This is a genomic window from Arthrobacter sp. zg-Y877 (assembly GCF_030373105.1).
GTDB lineage: Bacteria > Actinomycetota > Actinomycetes > Actinomycetales > Micrococcaceae > Arthrobacter_B.
In genome coordinates this window covers 37,311-56,206 of the sequence record NZ_JAUCPU010000001.1, presented here as the reverse complement: position 1 = coordinate 56,206, position 18,896 = coordinate 37,311, and the positions used below count along the sequence as shown (strand labels likewise).

Below are 18,896 nucleotides of genomic sequence, written 5' to 3'. Positions count from 1 at the left end.
TGTCCCCGTCCCCGGCGGGCAACGCATCGGGCGCACCGGCGGTTCCGTCCTGCGCTCCGGCGGAAGGAGCGGGGAGACGCACGGCGGCACCCCGGGCCTGGGCAGCCTTGCCGCCCTTGCGTGCAGCCAGCTTTTCCTTGACGGTACTGGCGTACACGTCCACGTATTCCTGGCCCGAGAGACGCATGAGTTCGTACATGATCTCGTCGGTGACGGACCGCTGGATGAAACGGTCATTCTCCAGTCCGGCGTACCGCGAGAAGTCCAGCGGTTCGCCGACGATAATGCCGATCCGGCGGATATTGGGGATCCGCCGGCCGATCGGCTGGACCTTGTCGGTGCCGATCATGGCGACGGGAATGACGGGCACACCGGTGGAAAGCACCAGCTTGGCAACACCGGTCTTACCGCGGTAGAGGCGCCCGTCGGGGCTGCGTGTGCCTTCAGGGTAGATACCCAGCAGTCCACCGTTCTCCAGAACGTCGACGCCGGCCTTGAGCGAGCTGGCCGAGGCGGCACCGCCGGAACGGTCCATGGGCAGCTGGTTGGCGAGGCGGAAAAACGTCGCTGTGAGCTTTCCTTTAATACCCTTGCCGTTGAAATAGTCGCTCTTCGCCAGGAAGCTCACCGGGCGGGGCACCGCCAACGGAAGGAAGATGGAATCGGAGAAGGAAAGGTGATTGCTCACCAGGACGGCAGGCCCGGATTCGGGGATGTTATCCATTCCCTTGACCCAGGGCCGAAAGAGAAGATTTACCACCGGCCCGATGAATATCGTCTTCATCACCCAATAGAACACGCGGCTTGATCTCCTGTCCGGACAAGACAATTACGAGGGACCCGTTTGGTTCCCCGACTCTACTGTATGCGTGCTCGTCCCCGCTGGTGAATTTCCGCGCACCACGGCTGCCGGCATTTTGCCGCGTCCAGGGTCCAAAAAGGGTCCTCTAATGCAACCATAGACATATGACTTCCCTCCCGGGCACTGCTGCCTTCTCGTCTGAAGGGCACGGGCCCAATGCAGGCGTAGGCGTGCTCCTAAGCCACGGTTTCACAGGTTCTCCGGTGAGCATGGCGGCTTGGGCACGCTACCTCGCCGACCGCGGCTACGCGGTGAGCCTGCCGCTGCTGCCCGGCCACGGAACCACCTGGCAGGATCTGGCGCGCACACCGTGGCAGCGCTGGTACGAGGACTACGAGGGCGCCTATTTCTCCCTGCGGGAGCGGACCAACTGTGTGGTGTCGGCCGGCCTCTCCATGGGAGGCACGCTCGCCCTGCGTCTGGCCGCGCGCCAGCCGGTGGCCGGCGTCGCCGTCGTTAACCCCGGCCTGACGTTCTCGGACCCCCGGGCACGCTACGCCGGCGTGCTCAAGTACGTGCTGAAATCAGCTCCCTCCATCGGCAATAACATCCGGCTCGAAGGCCAGGATGAGGGTGCCTATACCCGGACCCCGGTGCGGGCGGTGCACCAGCTCGCCAGGCTCTTCCGGGAGACCACCCGTTCCCTGCCGGACGTTACCGCCCCGGTGCTGGCGTTCCGGTCCCGGTTGGACGCGGTGGTGCCCGAATCCAGCATGGACGTGCTGCGCAGCAGGCTCCTCAACGCCGACCTTGAGGTAGTGCCGCTGGAAAACAGCTATCACGTGGCCACGATGGACCACGATGCGCCGCTGATCTTTGACCGGTCCCACGAATTCATTCAGCACGTCAGCTCCGGGGTGCGGGCATGAGCGAACGCGAACCCGAGAATAACAAGTCCACCGACGAGGAAGCCTGGCTGGACCTGGTGGACCGCCTGGAACACATGGACGCCAGCGAGCCCGTGCGTCCACCGCAGGCCCAGCCGGGCGGCACCCCTGACGCCAGCGGGGACGCCGGCAACGCGGACACCGGCCCGCAGCAGCGCGGCGGATCCGGAGCCGGGCAGGCGCCGCCGTCCCCGGCGGAACGGACCCGGGACATCTTCGCCAACCAGCCGCTGGCAGCAGGTGGGCCGCGGGACTATGCGGCAGCGGAGGACGAGGACGACGACGGCAGCTTCGTTCCGCCCGAGCCGCCGCCGCTCGGCACCGGGGAACCCCTGGTGGTGCTGGGCTGGCTGGGCACGCTGGCAGGCCCTCTGCTGCTGCTGCTCTTCGCAATGTTCTGGCGCGACGCCCCGCTGGCAGTCATTCTGGGAACGGTCGCCGTCTTCGCGGGATCGGCGGGCTACCTGCTTTTCCGGCTGCCCCAGCACCGTGATGACGGCGACGACGGCGCGGCCGTCTAGGCGCAGCGCCCTCCAGAACCGCCGCTCACCGGCGGGCGGAAATCCGCGACAGGTCCGCGGCGCCGATCAGCCCGGCGGCCGGCCCCAGGGCCGCACGCTCCATCCTTGCCGCGGGGCGGAAGCCGCGTCCGGTCAGGTTCCGGGCAAAGGACCGCCGCGCCGGTTCGAGCAGCAGGTCGCCGGCATCGCTCAGGCCGCCGCCGATCACGAACATCCCCGGGTCCAGGGCCGCGGCCAGGTTTGCCAGCCCCAGCCCGAGCCACTGCCCCACCTCGTCAAGCAGTTCAATGCTGGCAGGATCGCCCTCGAGGGCCAGACGGGTGACGACGGCGCCGGTCACCTCATCCGCGTTGCCGCCTACCGCCCGGAGCAGTTCCTGGGCGACCGGCGAATTCGCAGCCGCAAGCTCCCGGGCTTCCCGCCCCAGGGCGTTGCCCGACGCGTATTGTTCCCAGCACCCACGGTTGCCGCATTCACAGCGGTGGCCACCGGGCATGATGATCTGGTGCCCGAACTCCCCGGCCACACCGAACCGTCCGCGCTCCAGACGGCCGTCGAGCACCATCGCTCCGCCGATTCCAGTGCCGAGGGTGACGCAGACCATCCGGCTCTCCCCCGCACCCACTCCGAACCGGTATTCCGCCCAGGCGGCGCCGTCGGCGTCGTTGACCAGGAAAACCCGGCGCCGCAGCAGCCGCTCCAGGTTTTCGCGGAGGGGTTCGTTGCGCCAGGCCAGGTGCGGGCTGAACAGCACGGTGCCGCCGGCGAGGTCCATCCACCCGGCTGCTCCGATCCCCACGGACCACACATGGTGATCCACCGAAAGTTCACGCACCAGGTCGACGATCACCGCCTCGACTTCCCGGGGATCCTGTCCCGGCGTCGAACGGCGTGCCTGCTTCAGGACACGGCCGTCCCCGTCGACCAGCCCCGCGGCTACTTTTGTTCCACCGATATCGATGCCGATGGCCAGACCGCGCCGCCGCATGCGGTTGGACAGCCGCATGGGCCGGCGGTTCGGGAACGGCTCGGTGGCTGCAAGCCGGCGCTGCAGGCGGGTGGAAACGGGCCGGGGAACGGGCCGGGGAACGGGTGCTGGGTTAACGGAACGCATAAGAAACCTATTCTAAGGAAACGGCAAGAGCAGCGACGCGTTCGTTATCTATCCGCAAGGTTACCGGCGGGTACGAAAATGTGATCTACGTTATAGGCTGACAGTGCCTACGGGCCCACCGGATATCAAAGGAGCTATCGTGCGAGAATTCAGCGTTCCAGTCCTGGCGGAGTCCCCGCCGCAGACAAACATCACCACCATGCTGCTCGACCAGGCAGCCAAGCCCAGCAACCCCGCCCTCTTCGCCGTCCGGAAGGACGACGGTGAATGGGAGCGGATCAAAGCCACCGAGTTCACCAAGGACGTCCGCGCACTGGCCAAGGGCTTCATGGCCAGCGGTATCAAGGCAGGCGACCGGGTAGCCATCATGTCCAGGACCCGGTACGAATGGACCCTCGTGGACTTCGCACTCTGGTTCGCCGGCGCCGTATCGGTACCTGTCTACGAGACGTCGTCCCCATCCCAGGTTGCCTGGATCCTCAGCGACTCCGGTGCGGCCGGCATTGTGGTGGAGGCCGCCCGGCACGAGAACATCGTCCGCACGGCCGCAGCCGACGAAGACCTTTCCCAGGTCGCCAACGTGTGGCAGATCGACGGCGGCGGGCTCGACACCCTGCGTTCCGCGGGCACCTCGATCAGTGACGAAGATCTCGAGGCCCGCCGCTCCACGGCGCAGATGACAGACCTCGCAACCATCATTTACACCTCCGGCACCACCGGCAAGCCGAAGGGCTGCGAACTCACGCACGCCAACTTCGTCGATGTGTCCCGGAACTCCGAGCTGGCAGAGCCCGAAGTTGCCACCGAAGGCTCGCAGACCATCATGTTCCTGCCCCTGGCACACGTCCTCGCCCGCTTCATTTCCGTGCTTTGCGTGGCCACCGGCGCCACCGTGGCACACACCCCCGACGTCAAGAACCTGCTGCCGGACCTGCAGAGCTTCAAGCCCAGCTTCATCCTCGTGGTTCCCCGCGTCCTCGAGAAGGTCTTCAACGCCTCCATGCTGAAGGCCGAAGACGGCGGCAAGGGCAAGATCTTCCACGCCGGTGTCGCGACCGCCGTCGCCTGGTCGAAGGCGAAGCAGGAGGGCAAGGTTCCGTTGAGCCTCACCCTGAAGCACGCCCTCTTCGACCGCCTCCTCTACGGGAAGATCCGCGAGGCCATGGGCGGCAACGTCAAGTACGCCGTCTCCGGCGGTGCCCCCCTGGGCGAACGGCTGGGCCATTTCTTCCACGGCATCGGCCTGCTGGTGCTCGAAGGCTACGGCCTGACCGAAACCACCGCCCCGCTGACCACCAACACTCCGCAGCTGGTCAAGCTGGGCACGGTGGGCGCCCCGCTTCCCGGCAACAGCGTGAAGATCGCGGACGACGGCGAGATCCTCGCCAAGGGCATCAGCGTGATGAAGGGCTACTACAAGCGCCCCGAACTGATGAACGAAACCTTCACCGACGGCTGGTTCCACACCGGCGACATCGGTGAACTCGACTCCGACGGTTTCCTCAAGATCACCGGCCGCAAGAAGGAAATCATCGTCACGGCCGGCGGCAAGAACGTGGTGCCCTCCCAGCTGGAGGACTCGATCCGCGCCGACTCGATCGTCTCCCAGTGCGTTGTGGTCGGGGACCAGAAGCCGTTTATCTCGGCCCTGATCACCATCGACGAAGACGCCCTCCCGGGCTGGCTGGAACGCCATAAGCTGCCGGCCACCATGACGGTGACCGAGGTCGCCAAGACCGACGAGCTGCAGAAGGAGCTTCAGGCGCTGGTGGACCGGGCCAACAAGAAGGTGTCCTCCGCAGAGGCCATCAAGAAATTCCGCGTCGTCCCGACGGACTTCACCGAGACCAGCGGACACCTGACGCCGTCACTGAAGATCAAGCGCGCCCAGGTGCTGCGCGACTTCTCCGACGTCATCGACGACATCTACAGCGGACAGCGCGTCTAAGGCACAGCCGGCCCGCGTCCTGAGCCGGGCGGGAACCCCTCTGCTAGAGGCGGTTCCTGCCCGGCTTTTCCTTTGTCTTCAGGGAAAGCAGTGCATTTTCGACAACTTCCGTCAGTGCCGGATGGATCCAGTACTGACCGCGGGCCATGGTGGCGGCATCCAGCCCGAATTCCATCGCCTGGACCAGCGGCTGGATCAGCATGGAGGCCTCATGGCCCATGATGTGGGCCCCCAGGAGCCTGCCCGTCTCCCGCTCGGCCAGGAGCTTCACGAAACCGGTGGTGTCCTCCATCGCCCAGCCGTACGCCGTCGATCCGTATTCCTGGACCGCGAGGGCCAGCTCCACGCCGCGGGACCGCGTATCCGCGATCGCCTCATTCTCGGTCATCCCCACGCTGGCGATCTGCGGACTGCTGAAGACCGCCGCAGGAACGAAGCGGTGGTCCATGGCACACAGGTCTTCGGGGTGCACCAGGTTGTGCGCCACCACCCGCGCCTCGTGGTTGGCCACATGCTTGAGCTGGTACGGGCTGCTGATGTCCCCCAGCGCCCAGAGTCCCGGTACGGGTGTCCCGGAAGCGAGGACGCGGCCGTAGCGGTCCACCGCCAGGCGGCCGTCCCCGGTGACGTCGAAGCCGGCCACGTCCACGCCCAGACGGTCGGTGTTCGGCGTCCGGCCGGTCGCCGCGAGCACCAGGTCCACGTCCACTGCCTGCTCGCCGGCCGGGCCGGAGAGTACGGCGCGCACCGAACCGTCCCCGTTTTCCACCAGTGAGTCCACGGTGGTGTTCAACTGCAGGTCCCACTCCTTGGAGGCTTCGGCCGTGAAGCGTTCGGACAGTGTTGCATCCAGGGAACGCAGCATCTCCCCCGAGCGCACGGCCACGGTGACATCCGAGCCGAAGGCCGAGAAAACGAACCCGAACTCGGCCGCAATGTACCCGCCTCCGATGATCAGTACCCGCGCCGGCAGCTCGTCGATGCGCATCACCGTGTCCGACGTATGGACCTGGGGCAGGTCCACACCTGGAATATCGGGCAGGACGGGCCGCGACCCGGCGGCCACCACAATCTCATCTGCCGTGATCTTCTCCCCCGACGCTGTCGTGAGGGCGTGCGGGGAGGTGAAGCGGACGTTTTCGCTGATGAGCGTGACGTTCTCCAGCTCCTCGTCCCGGTAGCGTCGCCCGCCCTCGGAAATGGCGTCGATGCGGCCGAAGACCCGGTCCCGGATGTCCCGCCACCGCACGCCTGCGGAGACCGAATCCACGCCCAGCCGCGCGCCGTCGGCCGCGGCGGCGGCGAGCTGGGCGGGATAGACGAACATCTTGGTGGGGATGCAGCCGACGTTCAGGCACGTTCCTCCAAACGTGCCGCCGTCGATGACCGCTACCTTTTTGCCGTCCCAGTCCGGGGTGATGAGCGAGTTGCCGGAGCCGGAACCGATGATGGCCAGATCGAAGTGAGTCACGCCTTCAGTCTATGCAGTCATCCCCCGGGGACCTCGTTGCGGCTGTCCCCGGGACCCCACCTACTTGGGTGCGATCACGAGCAGGAGGTCTCCGCCCTGCACCTGTTCCACCCGGGAAATGGCAACCCGCTGCACCGTTCCGGCGACCGGGGCCGTAATCGACGCCTCCATCTTCATGGCTTCGATCGTGGCGACCGTTTCCCCCGCGGCTACCTCCGCCCCCTCCTTGGCGGTGACCGTGACGGCGCCGGCGAAGGGCGCCGCGACCTGCCCGGCCTCGGTCGGATCGGCCCGTTCCGCCGCCTTGGTGGAGCTTTCGATGCTGCGGTCCCGCACTGCGACGGGCCGCATCTGGCCGTTCAGGGTGGTCATGACGGTGCGCATGCCCTTGTCGTCGGGTTCGGACACCGCGTCCAGTGCCACGATCAGCCGCACACCCTTTTCCAGTTCAACAATGTGCTCTTCCCCGCGGCGCAGGCCGTACAGGTAGTCGCGGGTCTCGAGCACCGAGACGTCTCCGTAGGTTTCCCGGACGGTCGCGAATTCCTTTGCCGGGCCCGCGAAGAGCAGCCGGTTGAGGGTTTCCTGCCGGGTGGCGGAATCGGCGTGCAGGCCGGCCTTGTCCACTTCGGACAGTTCGACGTCGCGCGGCTTGATCGTGCGTCCCTGCAGCGCCTTGGTCCGGAAGGGTTCCGGCCAGCCGCCGGGCGGGTCCCCGAGTTCGCCGCTGAGGAAGCCGATCACCGAGTCCGGGATGTCGTAGTTCTGCGGATTCTCTTCGAAGTCTTCCGGCGAGACGTTGGTCCCTACGAGCTGGAGGGCGAGGTCGCCCACCACCTTCGACGACGGCGTGACCTTCACCAGGCGGCCCAGGATCCGGTCCGCGGCGGTGTACATGTCCTCGATGGCTTCAAAGCGCTCCCCCAGTCCCAGGGCGATGGCCTGCTGACGGAGGTTGGACAGCTGGCCGCCGGGGATTTCATGGCGGTAGACGCGGCCGGTGGGGCCGGCCAGGCCGGATTCGAACGGTGCGTAGACGCGGCGTACCGCTTCCCAGTAAGGCTCCAGTGCGCCGACGGCGTCCAGGCTGATACCGGTGTCCCGCTCGGTGTTGGTCAGCGCGGCGACCAGCGAGGACATGGACGGCTGGCTGGTGGTGCCGGCCAGCGGGGAGCTGGCGACGTCCACCGCATCCACTCCCGCGTCGGCGGCGGCCAGCAAAGTGGCCAGCTGGCCGCCCGCGGTGTCATGCGTGTGCAGGTGCACCGGCAGGTCGAAACGCTCCCGCAGTGCTGAGACCAGCTTGGCCGCTGCGGCGGGGCGCAGCAGCCCTGCCATGTCCTTGATGGCCAGGATGTGCGCGCCGGCGTCCACCATCCGCTGTGCGAGGTCCAGGTAGTAATCCAGCGTGTACAGGTCCTCGTTCGGGTTCAGCATGTCCCCCGTGTAGCAAAGCGCCACTTCGGCCACGGCCGTGCCGGTCTTACGGACCGCGCGGATAGCGGGCTCCATCTGGGAGACGTCGTTCAGCGCGTCGAAGATGCGGAAGATATCGACGCCGGTGGCCGCGGCTTCCTCCACGAACGCTTCGGTGACCTCCGTGGGATACGGCGTGTACCCCACGGTGTTGCGTCCACGCAGCAGCATCTGGATGCAGATATTGGGCAGCTGGTGCCGCAGCGTTGCGAGGCGCTCCCAAGGGTCTTCACCCAGGAAGCGCAGGGCGACGTCGTAGGTGGCACCGCCCCAGGCCTCCACGGAAAGCAGTTCCGGGGTGAGTGCAGCCACCGCCGGCGCCGCCACGGCCAGGTCCTTGGTCCGTACCCGGGTGGCCAGCAGGGACTGATGGGCATCACGGAAGGTGGTATCCGTGACCGCCAGTTCGGTCCGCTGCCGCAGGTCCGCGGCGAAGCCCTCCGGACCCAGCTCGAGCAACCGCTGCCGCGAACCGGCGACGGGCTCCGGCAGGTCCGCAGGCAGTTTCTCCGCCGGGTCGATGTGGGCCACGGGATCGCCGTAGGGCTTGTTGACCGTCACATCGGCCAGCCAGTTGAGCAACTTGGTTCCCCGGTCGGCCGAGCCGCGCGCATTGAGCAGTTCGGGGCGTTCCTCAATGAAGGACGTGGCCACGTCACCCGCCACGAAATCCGGATCGTCCAGCACGGCCTGCAGGAAGGAGATATTGGTGGCAACGCCGCGGATGCGGAATTCCGCCAGCGCCCGGCGGGCACGGTTAACCGCCACGGGATACGTGCGGCCGCGGCAGGTCAGCTTGACCAGCAACGAGTCGAAGTGCGGGCTGATTTCGGCGCCCGCGTAGACCGTGCCGCCGTCGAGCCGGACTCCGGCACCGCCGGCCGAGCGGTAGGCGGTGATACGGCCAACGTCGGGACGGAACCCGTTTGCAGGGTCCTCGGTGGTGATCCGGCACTGCAGAGCTGCGCCGCGGATCTGCAGTTCATCCTGCTTCAGGCCAAGATCGGCCAGGTTCTCCCCCGCGGCGATCCGCAGCTGGGACTGGACAATGTCCACGTCGGTGATTTCCTCGGTGACCGTGTGCTCCACCTGGACCCGGGGGTTCATTTCAATGAAGACGTGCTGGCCGGCGCGTTCACCCACGGTGTCCACCAGGAACTCCACCGTCCCGGCATTGACGTAGTTCAGCGCCTTGGCGAATTTCACCGCATCCCGGTACAGCGCCTGCCGGATGTCCTCATCCAGGTTCGGGGCGGGGGCAATTTCGACAACCTTCTGGTGCCGCCGCTGCAGCGAGCAGTCCCGCTCGAAGAGGTGCACAATGTTGCCTTCGGCGTCCGCGAGGATCTGCACCTCGATGTGGCGGGGCCGCAAAACCGCCTGCTCGAGGAATACCGTGGCATCGCCGAAGGCCGTTTCGGCCTCCCGCATGGCCGCCTGCAGCGCCTCGGGGAGCTTATCGGGGGTGTCCACCCTCCGCATGCCGCGTCCGCCGCCGCCGGCGACTGCCTTGACGAAGATGGGGAAGCCAATGTCCTCCGCCTCGGCGAGCAGCTTTTCGACGTCGGCACTTGGCTCCGTGGAACGCAGCACCGGAATGCCCGCCTTACGGGCGGCATTCAAGGCGTGGACCTTGTGCCCGGCCAACTCCAGGATGTCCGCAGCGGGACCTACAAAGGTGATGCCGGCATCGGCGGCCGCGCGGGCCAGCTGCGCGTTTTCGGACAGGAAACCGTAACCGGGGTAGATGGCGTCGCAGCCGGATTCCAACGCCACACGGATAATCTCGTCCACATCCAGATACGCCCGTACCGGGTGTCCCTCTTCCCCGATCAGATAGGCCTCATCAGCCTTCTGGCGGTGGAATGAATTACGGTCCTCGTGGGGAAACACGGCTACGGTCTTCGCGCCGAGTTCGTACGCGGCGCGGAATGCGCGGATGGCTATTTCGCCCCGGTTCGCTACCAATATCTTCGAGAACATGGGTCTCCTGCGTCGATTACGGATTCGGGGCACCTGGGAGGGATGCCGCCATTAACGGATTGCAGCGACGGGCCACGGGCATCGCCGTCGCCCGCCGGGAGGCGGAGTCGGGGCTTGCCGTGTTGGACATCACAGTGGCACCAGTCTAAGCGCCACCCCTGTAAAAGCACGCTGCCAAGGTAACCGGCGTCCGTCACATAGAATGAGTCTGCAGCGTCCAGTGATCCCTAGACACGTTAGGTTTTGGTTCAACAAGTGCAAGTAGTGAGCATCAGCAGCCTGAAGGGCGGCGTGGGCAAGACCTCCGTCACCCTGGGTCTGGCATCCGCCGCGCTGGCCGCAGGCATTCCGACGCTCGTCGTGGACCTGGACCCGCATGCCGATGCCACGACCGGCCTGGGCGTCAGCGCAGGCAACCAGCTCGGCATCGGTGAGATGCTGCGCAGCCCCCGGCGGATTCAACTTTCGGACCACGTGGTGCCGGCCGGCTGGGTGGCCAACGCCCGGCGCCTCGCCAGGGATTCCGGCGGGAAGAAGCCGGTACTGGACGTTGCCATGGGTTCGGCCTACTCGGGCATCTACGACCGCCCTGACCTGGGCAAGCGTGACCTGCGGCGCCTGACCAGCCTGCTCTCCCGGGTCACCGGGTACGGGCTGGTCCTCATCGACTGCCCACCGTCGCTCAACGGCCTGACCCGCATGGCGTGGACGGCCAGCAACCGCGTGCTGCTGGTGGCGGAGCCGGGACTGTTCTCCGTGGCCGGCACCGAGCGCACCATGCGGGCCCTCGAATTGTTCCGTGAGGAATTCGCCCCGAATCTGGCGCCCGCTGGAATCATTGCGAACCGGGTCCGTCCCAGCTCCAACGAGCATGTGTTCCGGCTTGCCGAAATGAAGCAGATGTTCGGTGACCTGCTGCTCTCGCCAAACGTTGCCGAACAGGCGAACTGGCAGCAGATCCAGGGTGCCGCCCATTCGGTGCACCACTGGCCGGGCGAATCCGCCAAGCAGGCGGCTGGAACCTTTGACGCGCTGATCAAGAACCTGATGGATACCGGCAGCGTCCGCAACCGCGTGATGCGCCGCCCGGTCGCCTAGTTCCGGCACTGGATACTAAAAGGGCTCCGGATACTAAAAGAAGGGCATCCCCGCGGGGATGCCCTTCTTTTGTGCTGTCTTGGTGCCCGGCCTGGCTGCTAGCTGATCTTCCGCGCGATACGGCGCTGGCTCAGTTCGTCACCGGGGAATTCATGCTCATTGACGTGCTCGCTGGGCAGCTGCGCGAGGCTTCCCTCGACCTCTCGCCAGACTCGGCCCACGGCGATGCCGAAGACGCCCTGGCCGCCCTGCACCAGGTCGATAACCTCGTCGGCCGACGTGCACTCGTAGACGCTGGCGCCGTCGCTCATCAAGGTGATCTGTGCAAGGTCCTCGACACCGCGTTCGCGCAGGTGCTCGACGGCGGTGCGGATCTGCTGGAGCGATACGCCGGTGTCCAGCAGCCGCTTGACGACCTTCAGGACCAGGATGTCGCGGAAGCTGTAGAGACGCTGCGTACCGGACCCGGTAGCGCCGCGTACGGCGGGCTCGACCAGTCCGGTGCGGGCCCAGTAATCCAGCTGCCGGTAGGTAATCCCGGCAGCCTTGCAGGCTGTGGGGCCACGGTAGCCTGCATCTTCGTCAAGAAGAGGCAGATCCTCGGTGAACAGCAAGCCCTGGGCACTCTGGGAAGGAATGCTCCCCAGCGCCACGGCAGGTTCGCCGGCATCGCCTTTCGGACTCACGTGTGCCTCCTAGTAATGGTTCCCGTGGGGGTCGGCACTGGCCGAGCTGTCAGGGCTTCTTCAGTGTGCCCCGAGAACTCCCCCGGTGCAATGGGAACTCTATTCTTCGACGTTAGAACCGACGGGCACCAAGGTCAAAGACGCCGGAACTTTTTCGCAGGCGTGTCGGCTGCCGCGGCCGACGGGCGGGCTAGCGTTCGAAGTCTTCAGGCTCGACGTCGGCCAGGAACTCCCGGAACTGGCGCATCTCCTGCTCGGCGTTGTCCTGTTCCTCTTCGTTTTCCGGGTCGGCATCGGCGATCCGCACACCCGCCTGGTTGAGGACCTCGTCGGCGCAGTAGATGGGGCACGGGATGCGCAGGGCTACCGCAATGGCGTCGGAGGCACGCGAGTTAACCGCTGTGCCGTCCTCGAAGACAATCTCCGCATGGAAAACCGTGTCCTCTACGGAGATCAACCGGACGAAGGTGACTTCACGCTTGAGCGCGTGGATCAGGTTGACCAGCAGATCATGCGTCATGGGCCGCGGCGGTACGATTCCCTGCTGCACGAAGGCGATGGCACTGGCTTCCGGGGCGCCGATCCAGATGGGCAGGTGCCGTTCACCTTCGATTTCCTTGAGCAGGACCAGCGGCTGGTTGGACGGGAGTTCTATCCGCACACCCACAACTTCCACTTCCTGCATGTCAGCCCTCCATCCGCGCGATTTGGCCATGTACCAAGGCGCTGTGCAGGCTCAGGCAAAGGTCGCTGATTTCCCGCGCGGTCTCGGCTGCGCGGGCCTTCGAGGCGACGTCCCGGCGGGATGCGACGGGGGCAACCACGCGTTCCACCAGCCCCAGCTCGCGGTCCGCGGCGGCGCGGAAGGGGCGGAGATGGCGGGGCTCAATGCCGTGCGCCTCCAGCTGCACGCAGGCCTTGGCCACCTTCAGTGCGTGTTCGTCATAGTTGTCATCAGCGGCGCTGATCAGCCCGTAGCTGACCAGGCTGTGCACCAGATCGGTGCTGGCCCCGGATTCCTGCACGAGTTCGGTGAAGGTAAGGGTCCGGGCCCGGGCGCGGGCGGAAAGCTCGCCGGCGAGCTGGTCCGACACCACGCGCGGTGCCAGGGACATGCCGCCGGGCAGGGATTCGGGCCGCTCGCCCCTGTCAATCGCATCCAGGTAGTCCTTGATGACTTTCAGGGGCAGGTACTGGTCCCGCTGGAGCGCAAGCACGAAGCGGAGGCGTTCGACGTCGGCCGTACTGTACTTGCGGTAGCCCGCGGCCGTGCGCTGCGGCGTCACCAGACCCTTTTCCTCGAGGAAACGGATCTTGGACGCGCTGATGGCGGGGAACTCTCCACTCAGCTCGCTGAGGACCTCGCCGATATTCAGCACCCTGCCGCGCAGCCGTTCCGGTCCGGTGGTGCGCCTGACGGGCTGTGATGCTGACATGTCTACTACCTTATCTGCCCTACGCCGGGGCCTGTGCCTAGTTTCCGGCGGATGCGGGGCGGGCAGCGTAAAAAGTGAGCCGGAACTTGCCGATCTGCACTTCACTGCCGGTGCGCAGCAGCACGCTGTCCACGCGGTCATGGTTGACGTATGTGCCGTTCAGGCTCATCGAATCCACGACTCGGAAGCCCTCGGGGCTGCGGCGGAACTCAACATGCTTGCGCGAAACGGTGACGTCATCGAGGAAAACATCGGCGTTGGGGTGCCGTCCGGCGGTGGTGACGTCCTGGTCCAGCAGGAACCGTGCACCCGCGTTCGGGCCACTGTGGGCGATCAGCAGAGCAGACCGCGCCGGAAGCGCGGCGACAGCAGCCCGCTCATCCTGGGTCAGCTTCGGCTCCACCGAATCAGTGTCGGAGAGTGGGGGAAGACTGATGGATGTGGTGTCTTCCGCGCTGGGTGCCCTTCGGCCGCCCGTTTGTTCGGCGTTGTACTGCTCGCCCGCCATGTGCAATTTCCTCCCCAAAAAGAAAACTGATCAGCCAAAATGCCTGGCTGATCCGGTTCCGATGACTGATTCTGCCTTACCTGCTGTATCAGCCTACCCGTTACCGGCCCGGTGCGGCACTGGTTTACAGGTAGTGCTTGCCGGTTCGTCACCTGCCGGGCAATTCTGCGTTCCACCCACCTGCCCCGACCGGACGCAATTCATTTCCGCGATGGCTGGATTCCAGCTCTGCCGGACCGGGAATTCTCCTGCACAGCCCGGACCGCCGCCCACAGATATGGCCACTGCTCGGGTGTAATGTCCCGCGGCAGCGCACGCACCGGTAGGCCACAACCGGCCAGCACGGCCCGGGCAGTCCGGGCCGATCCCAGGGACCGGCCGAGGATCTCCCCCAGTCCGGCGCCGGGCCCGGTAAACAGCCGGCGAACAAACTGTTCGTAGGCATTCCGGTCCTCCGGGTCCAGAAGCGGAACGGGGCGGCGCTGGACGCTGATGACGCCGCCGTCAACGGCCGGGCTGGGCCGGAATCCTGCCGCCGGCACCCGGCCCTGGAGGATGAAGTCGAACCACGGCGCGGTCTGGGCCGTCAGGAGGGTTCCGCCGCCCACGCCGGCCCGTTTGCGTGCAACCTCCCACTGGGTCAGCAGGACTGACTGGGACCAGGTGCCCGTGCTGAACAGGCGCCGCAGGATCGGTGTGGTCAGGTGGAACGGAATGTTACCCACGACCACCGGCCGGTCGAACGGGACAGCCAAGGCGTCGGCCTGCCGTACCTGCACGGAGGGAAGCCGCTGCTGCAGCCGCCGCACACAGCGGAGATCCAGGTCAATGGCCAGCAGGTCGCGGCCAAGGGCTGCAAGCGGCCGCGTCAGGGCGCCGTCTCCGGCACCAAGTTCGAGGATGCTTCCGCCGCCTGAGGACCGGACAAGCTCAAGGACCAGGCGGATGGTGGGTTGGTGGATCAGGAAATTCTGGCCGAGCTCATGCCGGCCGCCAAACGGGGTTCTCGCTTCCACGCGGGTTCCAATCGCTGCAATTGGAGCACCCTCAGGCGTATGTGCCTCCCGGGTGCCTGGCATCCGGAACGACGGCGCGCGTACGGCTTGCGGTACTGCGTGCGGTTCTGCGCGCCGTCAGCGGCGGCGGTTGCGCACAAAGAACCCGCAGCTCAAAGCGCGGGTGGAAGCCATGGAGGTGGAAGTCATAGGAAGGAGGATACGGCGGCAGATTCGCCGATTCCAGAGGGAACAGGCTGTTTCCGGAATACCACGTGGGATGGGCGGCAACCGGCCCCTGGGAGCGGGGCCGGCTGCCGCCCGTCTGCTTTCGAGACGCTCTTCCGAAAGTGCGGCTGTTTCTATGATTCGTGAATGCCGCGGCGACGCGTGAAGTACACGCCGGCTGCACCAGCGACAAGAAGCCCTCCAGCACCCAGCAGGACAAGCGAGGTGCCGGACGCACCGGTGTCCACCAAGCCGGAGTTCGCGGGATTGGAGGCTGCTCCGGTCCGCATGCACGGCGGTGTGGTGGTCACGGCCTGGATCAGCGTGACCCCGTATTCAGCCTCCGTCGAAGTGGGTGTCGGAGTCTCGGTGTATGTCGGGGTGTGTGTCGGGGTATCCGTCGGAGTCCAGGTGTGCGTCGGCTTGCCCGTCTTCGTCGGAGTCCAGGTGTGCGTCGGCTTGCCCGTCTTCGTCGGCGACGCGGTATGCGACGGCTTGCCCGTCTTCGTCGGCGACGCGGTATGCGACGGCTTGCCCGTCTTCGTCGGCGACGCGGTATGCGACGGCTTGCCCGTCTTCGTCGGAGTCGGCGTGGCCGTGGAGGTTTCCGTCGGAGTCGGCGTGGCCGTCGTAGTTTCCGTGGGCGTCGACGTCGGTGTCGGCGTGGTCGAAGGAGTTTCAGTCGGCGTCTCTGTTGGGGTCGGAGTCGGGGTCATCCGGCACGTGGGCGTAGGCGTAGGGTCGGACACCGACAGGAGTACACCGGATTCCATCGGGGCCGCAGCGCCCAGCCGAAGAGAAGTGGCCGGAACGTGCGCTGCAGCCGTCGGGGCGGAGGCCAGGGATCCCACGAGGGTAAAAGCTGCCGCCAGGCTGCAGATCGAAGTGGTAGCTGTGGCATTTAGAAGGCGTTTTTTCTGCATGCGGAGGACGTTCACAGTCTGTTTTGTTCACCGCAAGCGTAATGGGTGCCTCCCCCGCCCCGGCCTTCTCAGGAGCGCGGATACCCTCAGGTAATTTCATGCCGTGTCACAAGTACCCGTCCGGGGCTGGTCAGGTGTCTGGCTTCCATTGGACCAGTTGAATGATCAGGCCGTTCGGATCACGGTACTGCGCAAACCTCTCGCCCCAGGGCTCCGTCTCCGGGGGTGTGACCACGTCCACACCGCCGGCGAGGAACTGTTGATGGACTTCGTCGAGATTGTCCACCACGTGTACCAGCAGCAGGCCTTCACGGGCACGGCCGGCGACCTCGGGTGGCTGGAATGTCGCGAGGCCGGTGCGGAGGAAAACAAGGTTCGATCCCCCGCCGGGATGCCGGAGCGAGACAAAGCCGTCGCTTTCCATTTCCACGGCGTAACCCAGGTGCCTGATGAGGAAACCGGCCGAGGCTTCCGGAACGGGGACGTTCAGGGAGATTGCGAAAGAGGTCACTTTGATGTCCATCAGCGTTCCTTTCCGATCACGTCGTGGGGGCGGGATTGCCGAACCACCGGTGTACCGCTGGCAGGAGGTCTTGCTGGTTGTCACCGACCCAGGCCACATGCCCGTCAGGAAGCAGCAGCACGGCGGGAACGGCTGGGCCCGGACCCGTAACCGCGTCAATGGTGTCTATCCGGTCTGCCCACCCCGCTGCCGAGAGCCCGCCGGTACGGTCGATGAGGAGGCCACGGCCGCCGTGCATCCGCCCGTAGAGCCTCCCCTGCCCCAGTGGCAGGTCGGGCAGCCGCCGCCCGAGTAAGTCGTGGCCGGTTCCGAAGTCATACCGCACTGCGGTCGCCGTAATCTTTTCGATCAAGTAGCGGTTCACCTCGGTGAAGTCCATCAGCTCTGCCAGCAGCCGCCGGACCGCCTGCGGTCCCGGCTCCGTGGAGGTCAGTTCGGATTGGGCACGGGTATTGTCCAGCACCGCTTCGGCCACGGGACGCCGCTCAGCGGCGTAGCGGTCCAGCAGCCCCTCGGGTGCCCAGCCGGCTACCTCGGCGGCAAGCTTCCAGCCCAGGTTGAATGCATCCTGGAGACCTAGGTTCAGCCCCTGTCCCCCGAACGGCGGATGGATGTGCGCGGCATCGCCTGCCAGCAGCACCCGCCCGGAACGGTACCGTTCGGCCAGCCGGGTGGCATCGCCGAAGCGCGAAATCCAGCGCGGGGAATGAGCACCGAAGTCGGTGCCGGCGAACCGATGCAGCTGCGCGCGCAGCTCATCCAGGGTTGGCGCCGTCCGGTCGTCGGCTATCCCCTCGGCCGGCACGACGATGCTGTACGTTCCTTCGCCGAGCGGGACTGCACCGAAGTCCTTATGGGTTTCGCGTATTTCTGCGACTACGGCCATCACGGATTCTTCCGGCTCGGTCAACTCCACCTCGCCCAGCAGCCGGTCCTGCCGGCTCCCCTCCCCGGGGAAGCCGATACCCAACAGCTTCCGCACGGTGCTGCGGCCGCCGTCACAGCCCACCATGTACCGCGCGCGGAACCGGCCGCCGTTTGCAAGAGTTACAGTAACGCCGCTGCCGTCCTGACTGAAGCCGACCACTCCCTGCCCGCGCATAAGTTCGACGCCGGCCGCCAGTGCCTGCCCGGTCAGCAGCTGTTCGGTAAGTGGCTGGGGAATGCCCAGGACATAGGGATGGGTGGTCTCAAGGTCCTCAGGTGCGTCCTTGAGAATGCCGGCGAAGAAGCCGCTGAGCGGATACTTGCTGCCGTGGTCCAGGAACGGCTGCACGAGTCCCCGCGCGTCCAGGATCTCCAGACTGCGGGCGTGCAGTCCGCCAGCACGGACCACAGTTGTGGGCTGCAGGTCCCGCTCCAGGACCAGCACGTCGAGGCCGTGCAGGCGCAGCTCCCGCGCAAGCATCACTCCGGTGGGGCCTCCGCCGGCAATGATGACGTCCTTCATGGCTGCGGGGCCTCCCCCTCTTCCTCTTTGGCCAACTGGATATGCACGACACTCCCACTGGGGGTTAGGTCGATGGGCCGGTAGGACGGGATGCGTCCATCCGGCCGGGCGAGGTCCTCCAACAGCCGCTCGCCGCTTCCCAGCAGGACCGGCACCATAACGAGGTGGATGCGGTCAATGAGTCCGGCGCGCAGGTACTGGCGGACGGTGTCTGCTCCACCGCCAACCAGCACATCCAGACCGTCGGCGGCCACCAGGGCACAATCCCTGGCTTCCCCGATCCCTCCGGTAATGAAGTGGAAGGTGGTGCCGCCGTCCATCTCCACGGAATCCCGCGGATGGTTCGTCAGGACAAACACGGGGTGGTGGTAGGGCGGATTCCCGCCCCACCACCCGTTCCACGCGTCGCTGCTTTCCCATGGACCGCGGACGGGGCCGAACATATTCCGTCCCATGATGGTGGCGCCGATCCCGTCGAAATGGCTGCGGACAAAAAGATCATTGATTCCTTCACCCGTCCCGTCCAAACCCTCACGTTCCGAAAAGGTGCGGGTGGCGATCATCCATTCATGGAGGCGTTCCCCTCCGGTTCCGAGCGGGTTGGACAGGCTCTGGTCCGGCCCGGCACTGTACCCGTCCAGGGACACTGAGAAGCCGCGGACATGCAGTTGCTGGTTCATGGTGCTTCCTTTACCTGGGGGCTGGCCGCGGGTGCCGCATGGCCCGGAGCCGGGGCACTGCTGTGCCACTTCAGCCGCGTTGCTTCCGCTGCCTGGATCGGCAGGTT

Annotated in this window: 16 protein-coding genes and 1 pseudogene; 5 read left to right on the top strand and 12 right to left on the bottom strand. The window is 66.2% G+C overall.

Annotated elements, in window-relative coordinates:
- Positions 1 to 118: 118 nt before the first annotated feature.
- Positions 119 to 799 (bottom strand): annotated as a pseudogene (locus QNO03_RS00260) (lysophospholipid acyltransferase family protein); the annotation flags it as partial.
- Positions 800 to 966: 167 nt separating this feature from the next.
- Between QNO03_RS00260 and QNO03_RS00255 the strand changes: the two are divergent.
- Both QNO03_RS00255 and QNO03_RS00250 read left to right on the top strand, forming a co-directional pair.
- On the top strand, positions 967 to 1,731 hold the full coding sequence (locus QNO03_RS00255) for an alpha/beta hydrolase (RefSeq protein ID WP_289601258.1): 765 nt from the start codon (positions 967 to 969) through the stop codon (positions 1,729 to 1,731).
- Positions 1,728 to 2,270 carry a hypothetical protein gene (locus QNO03_RS00250; protein WP_289601256.1) on the top strand — a complete coding sequence of 181 codons (543 nt, stop codon included), beginning with the start codon at positions 1,728 to 1,730 and terminating at the stop codon, positions 2,268 to 2,270. Before QNO03_RS00255 ends, QNO03_RS00250 begins: the two co-directional genes overlap by 4 nt.
- Positions 2,271 to 2,295: 25 nt before the next feature.
- Here the strand turns inward: QNO03_RS00250 and QNO03_RS00245 are convergent, their stop codons facing one another.
- On the bottom strand, positions 2,296 to 3,276 hold the full coding sequence (locus tag QNO03_RS00245; protein ID WP_289602031.1) for an ROK family glucokinase: 981 nt from the start codon (positions 3,274 to 3,276) through the stop codon (positions 2,296 to 2,298).
- Positions 3,277 to 3,523: 247 nt separating this feature from the next.
- Here QNO03_RS00245 and QNO03_RS00240 point away from each other — a divergent pair, with 247 nt between their 5' ends.
- On the top strand, positions 3,524 to 5,332 hold the full coding sequence (locus QNO03_RS00240) for an AMP-dependent synthetase/ligase (RefSeq protein ID WP_289601254.1): 1,809 nt from the start codon (positions 3,524 to 3,526) through the stop codon (positions 5,330 to 5,332).
- A 43-nt stretch (positions 5,333 to 5,375) separates the two neighbouring features.
- Here QNO03_RS00240 and QNO03_RS00235 read toward each other — a convergent pair whose 3' ends face one another.
- Together QNO03_RS00235 and QNO03_RS00230 are read right to left on the bottom strand one after the other, a co-directional pair.
- A complete protein-coding gene (locus QNO03_RS00235) occupies positions 5,376 to 6,803 on the bottom strand; it encodes a mycothione reductase (RefSeq protein WP_289601253.1) in 1,428 nt (475 codons plus the stop codon).
- 60 nt (positions 6,804 to 6,863) lie between these two features.
- Positions 6,864 to 10,262 carry a pyruvate carboxylase gene (locus QNO03_RS00230; protein WP_229947520.1) on the bottom strand — a complete coding sequence of 1,133 codons (3,399 nt, stop codon included), beginning with the start codon at positions 10,260 to 10,262 and terminating at the stop codon, positions 6,864 to 6,866.
- Positions 10,263 to 10,517: 255 nt separating this feature from the next.
- On the opposite strand from QNO03_RS00230, the gene QNO03_RS00225 reads away from it, so the two are divergent.
- A complete protein-coding gene (locus QNO03_RS00225; RefSeq protein ID WP_229947519.1) occupies positions 10,518 to 11,360 on the top strand; it encodes a ParA family protein in 843 nt (280 codons plus the stop codon).
- 98 nt (positions 11,361 to 11,458) lie between these two features.
- Here the strand turns inward: QNO03_RS00225 and QNO03_RS00220 are convergent, their stop codons facing one another.
- From QNO03_RS00220 to erm, 5 genes are all read right to left on the bottom strand, one after another.
- Positions 11,459 to 12,046 carry a MerR family transcriptional regulator gene (locus QNO03_RS00220; RefSeq protein ID WP_289601251.1) on the bottom strand — a complete coding sequence of 196 codons (588 nt, stop codon included), beginning with the start codon at positions 12,044 to 12,046 and terminating at the stop codon, positions 11,459 to 11,461.
- A 190-nt stretch (positions 12,047 to 12,236) separates the two neighbouring features.
- Positions 12,237 to 12,731: a bifunctional nuclease family protein gene (locus QNO03_RS00215; protein ID WP_229947518.1), complete on the bottom strand. Its 495-nt coding sequence runs from the start codon at positions 12,729 to 12,731 to the stop codon at positions 12,237 to 12,239.
- 1 nt (position 12,732) lies between these two features.
- Positions 12,733 to 13,482, bottom strand: coding sequence for a transcriptional regulator FtsR (gene ftsR, locus QNO03_RS00210; RefSeq protein WP_229947517.1), 750 nt, complete (start codon positions 13,480 to 13,482; stop codon positions 12,733 to 12,735).
- Between the two features lie 37 nt (positions 13,483 to 13,519).
- Entirely contained in the window at positions 13,520 to 13,990 is a 471-nt protein-coding gene (locus tag QNO03_RS00205) for an FHA domain-containing protein (RefSeq protein ID WP_289601249.1), read from the bottom strand.
- 200 nt (positions 13,991 to 14,190) lie between these two features.
- A complete protein-coding gene (erm, locus tag QNO03_RS00200) occupies positions 14,191 to 15,006 on the bottom strand; it encodes a 23S ribosomal RNA methyltransferase Erm (protein ID WP_229947515.1) in 816 nt (271 codons plus the stop codon).
- 447 nt (positions 15,007 to 15,453) lie between these two features.
- On the opposite strand from erm, the gene QNO03_RS00195 reads away from it, so the two are divergent.
- Entirely contained in the window at positions 15,454 to 16,230 is a 777-nt protein-coding gene (locus QNO03_RS00195; protein WP_289601247.1) for a hypothetical protein, read from the top strand.
- Positions 16,231 to 16,266: 36 nt separating this feature from the next.
- On the opposite strand, the gene QNO03_RS00190 is transcribed toward QNO03_RS00195, so the two are convergent.
- Genes QNO03_RS00190 through QNO03_RS00180 form a run of 3 tightly spaced genes read right to left on the bottom strand, consistent with a single transcriptional unit; the run spans position 16,267 to position 18,789 of the window.
- Positions 16,267 to 16,659 carry a VOC family protein gene (locus tag QNO03_RS00190; protein WP_289601246.1) on the bottom strand — a complete coding sequence of 131 codons (393 nt, stop codon included), beginning with the start codon at positions 16,657 to 16,659 and terminating at the stop codon, positions 16,267 to 16,269.
- A 16-nt stretch (positions 16,660 to 16,675) separates the two neighbouring features.
- Positions 16,676 to 18,109, bottom strand: coding sequence for an FAD-dependent oxidoreductase (locus tag QNO03_RS00185; protein ID WP_289601245.1), 1,434 nt, complete (start codon positions 18,107 to 18,109; stop codon positions 16,676 to 16,678).
- The gene (locus tag QNO03_RS00180) at positions 18,106 to 18,789 is read right to left on the bottom strand and encodes a dihydrofolate reductase family protein (RefSeq protein WP_289601244.1); all 684 of its coding nucleotides are present in this window, start codon (positions 18,787 to 18,789) and stop codon (positions 18,106 to 18,108) included. Before QNO03_RS00180 ends, QNO03_RS00185 begins: the two co-directional genes overlap by 4 nt.
- Positions 18,790 to 18,896 lie beyond the last annotated feature (107 nt).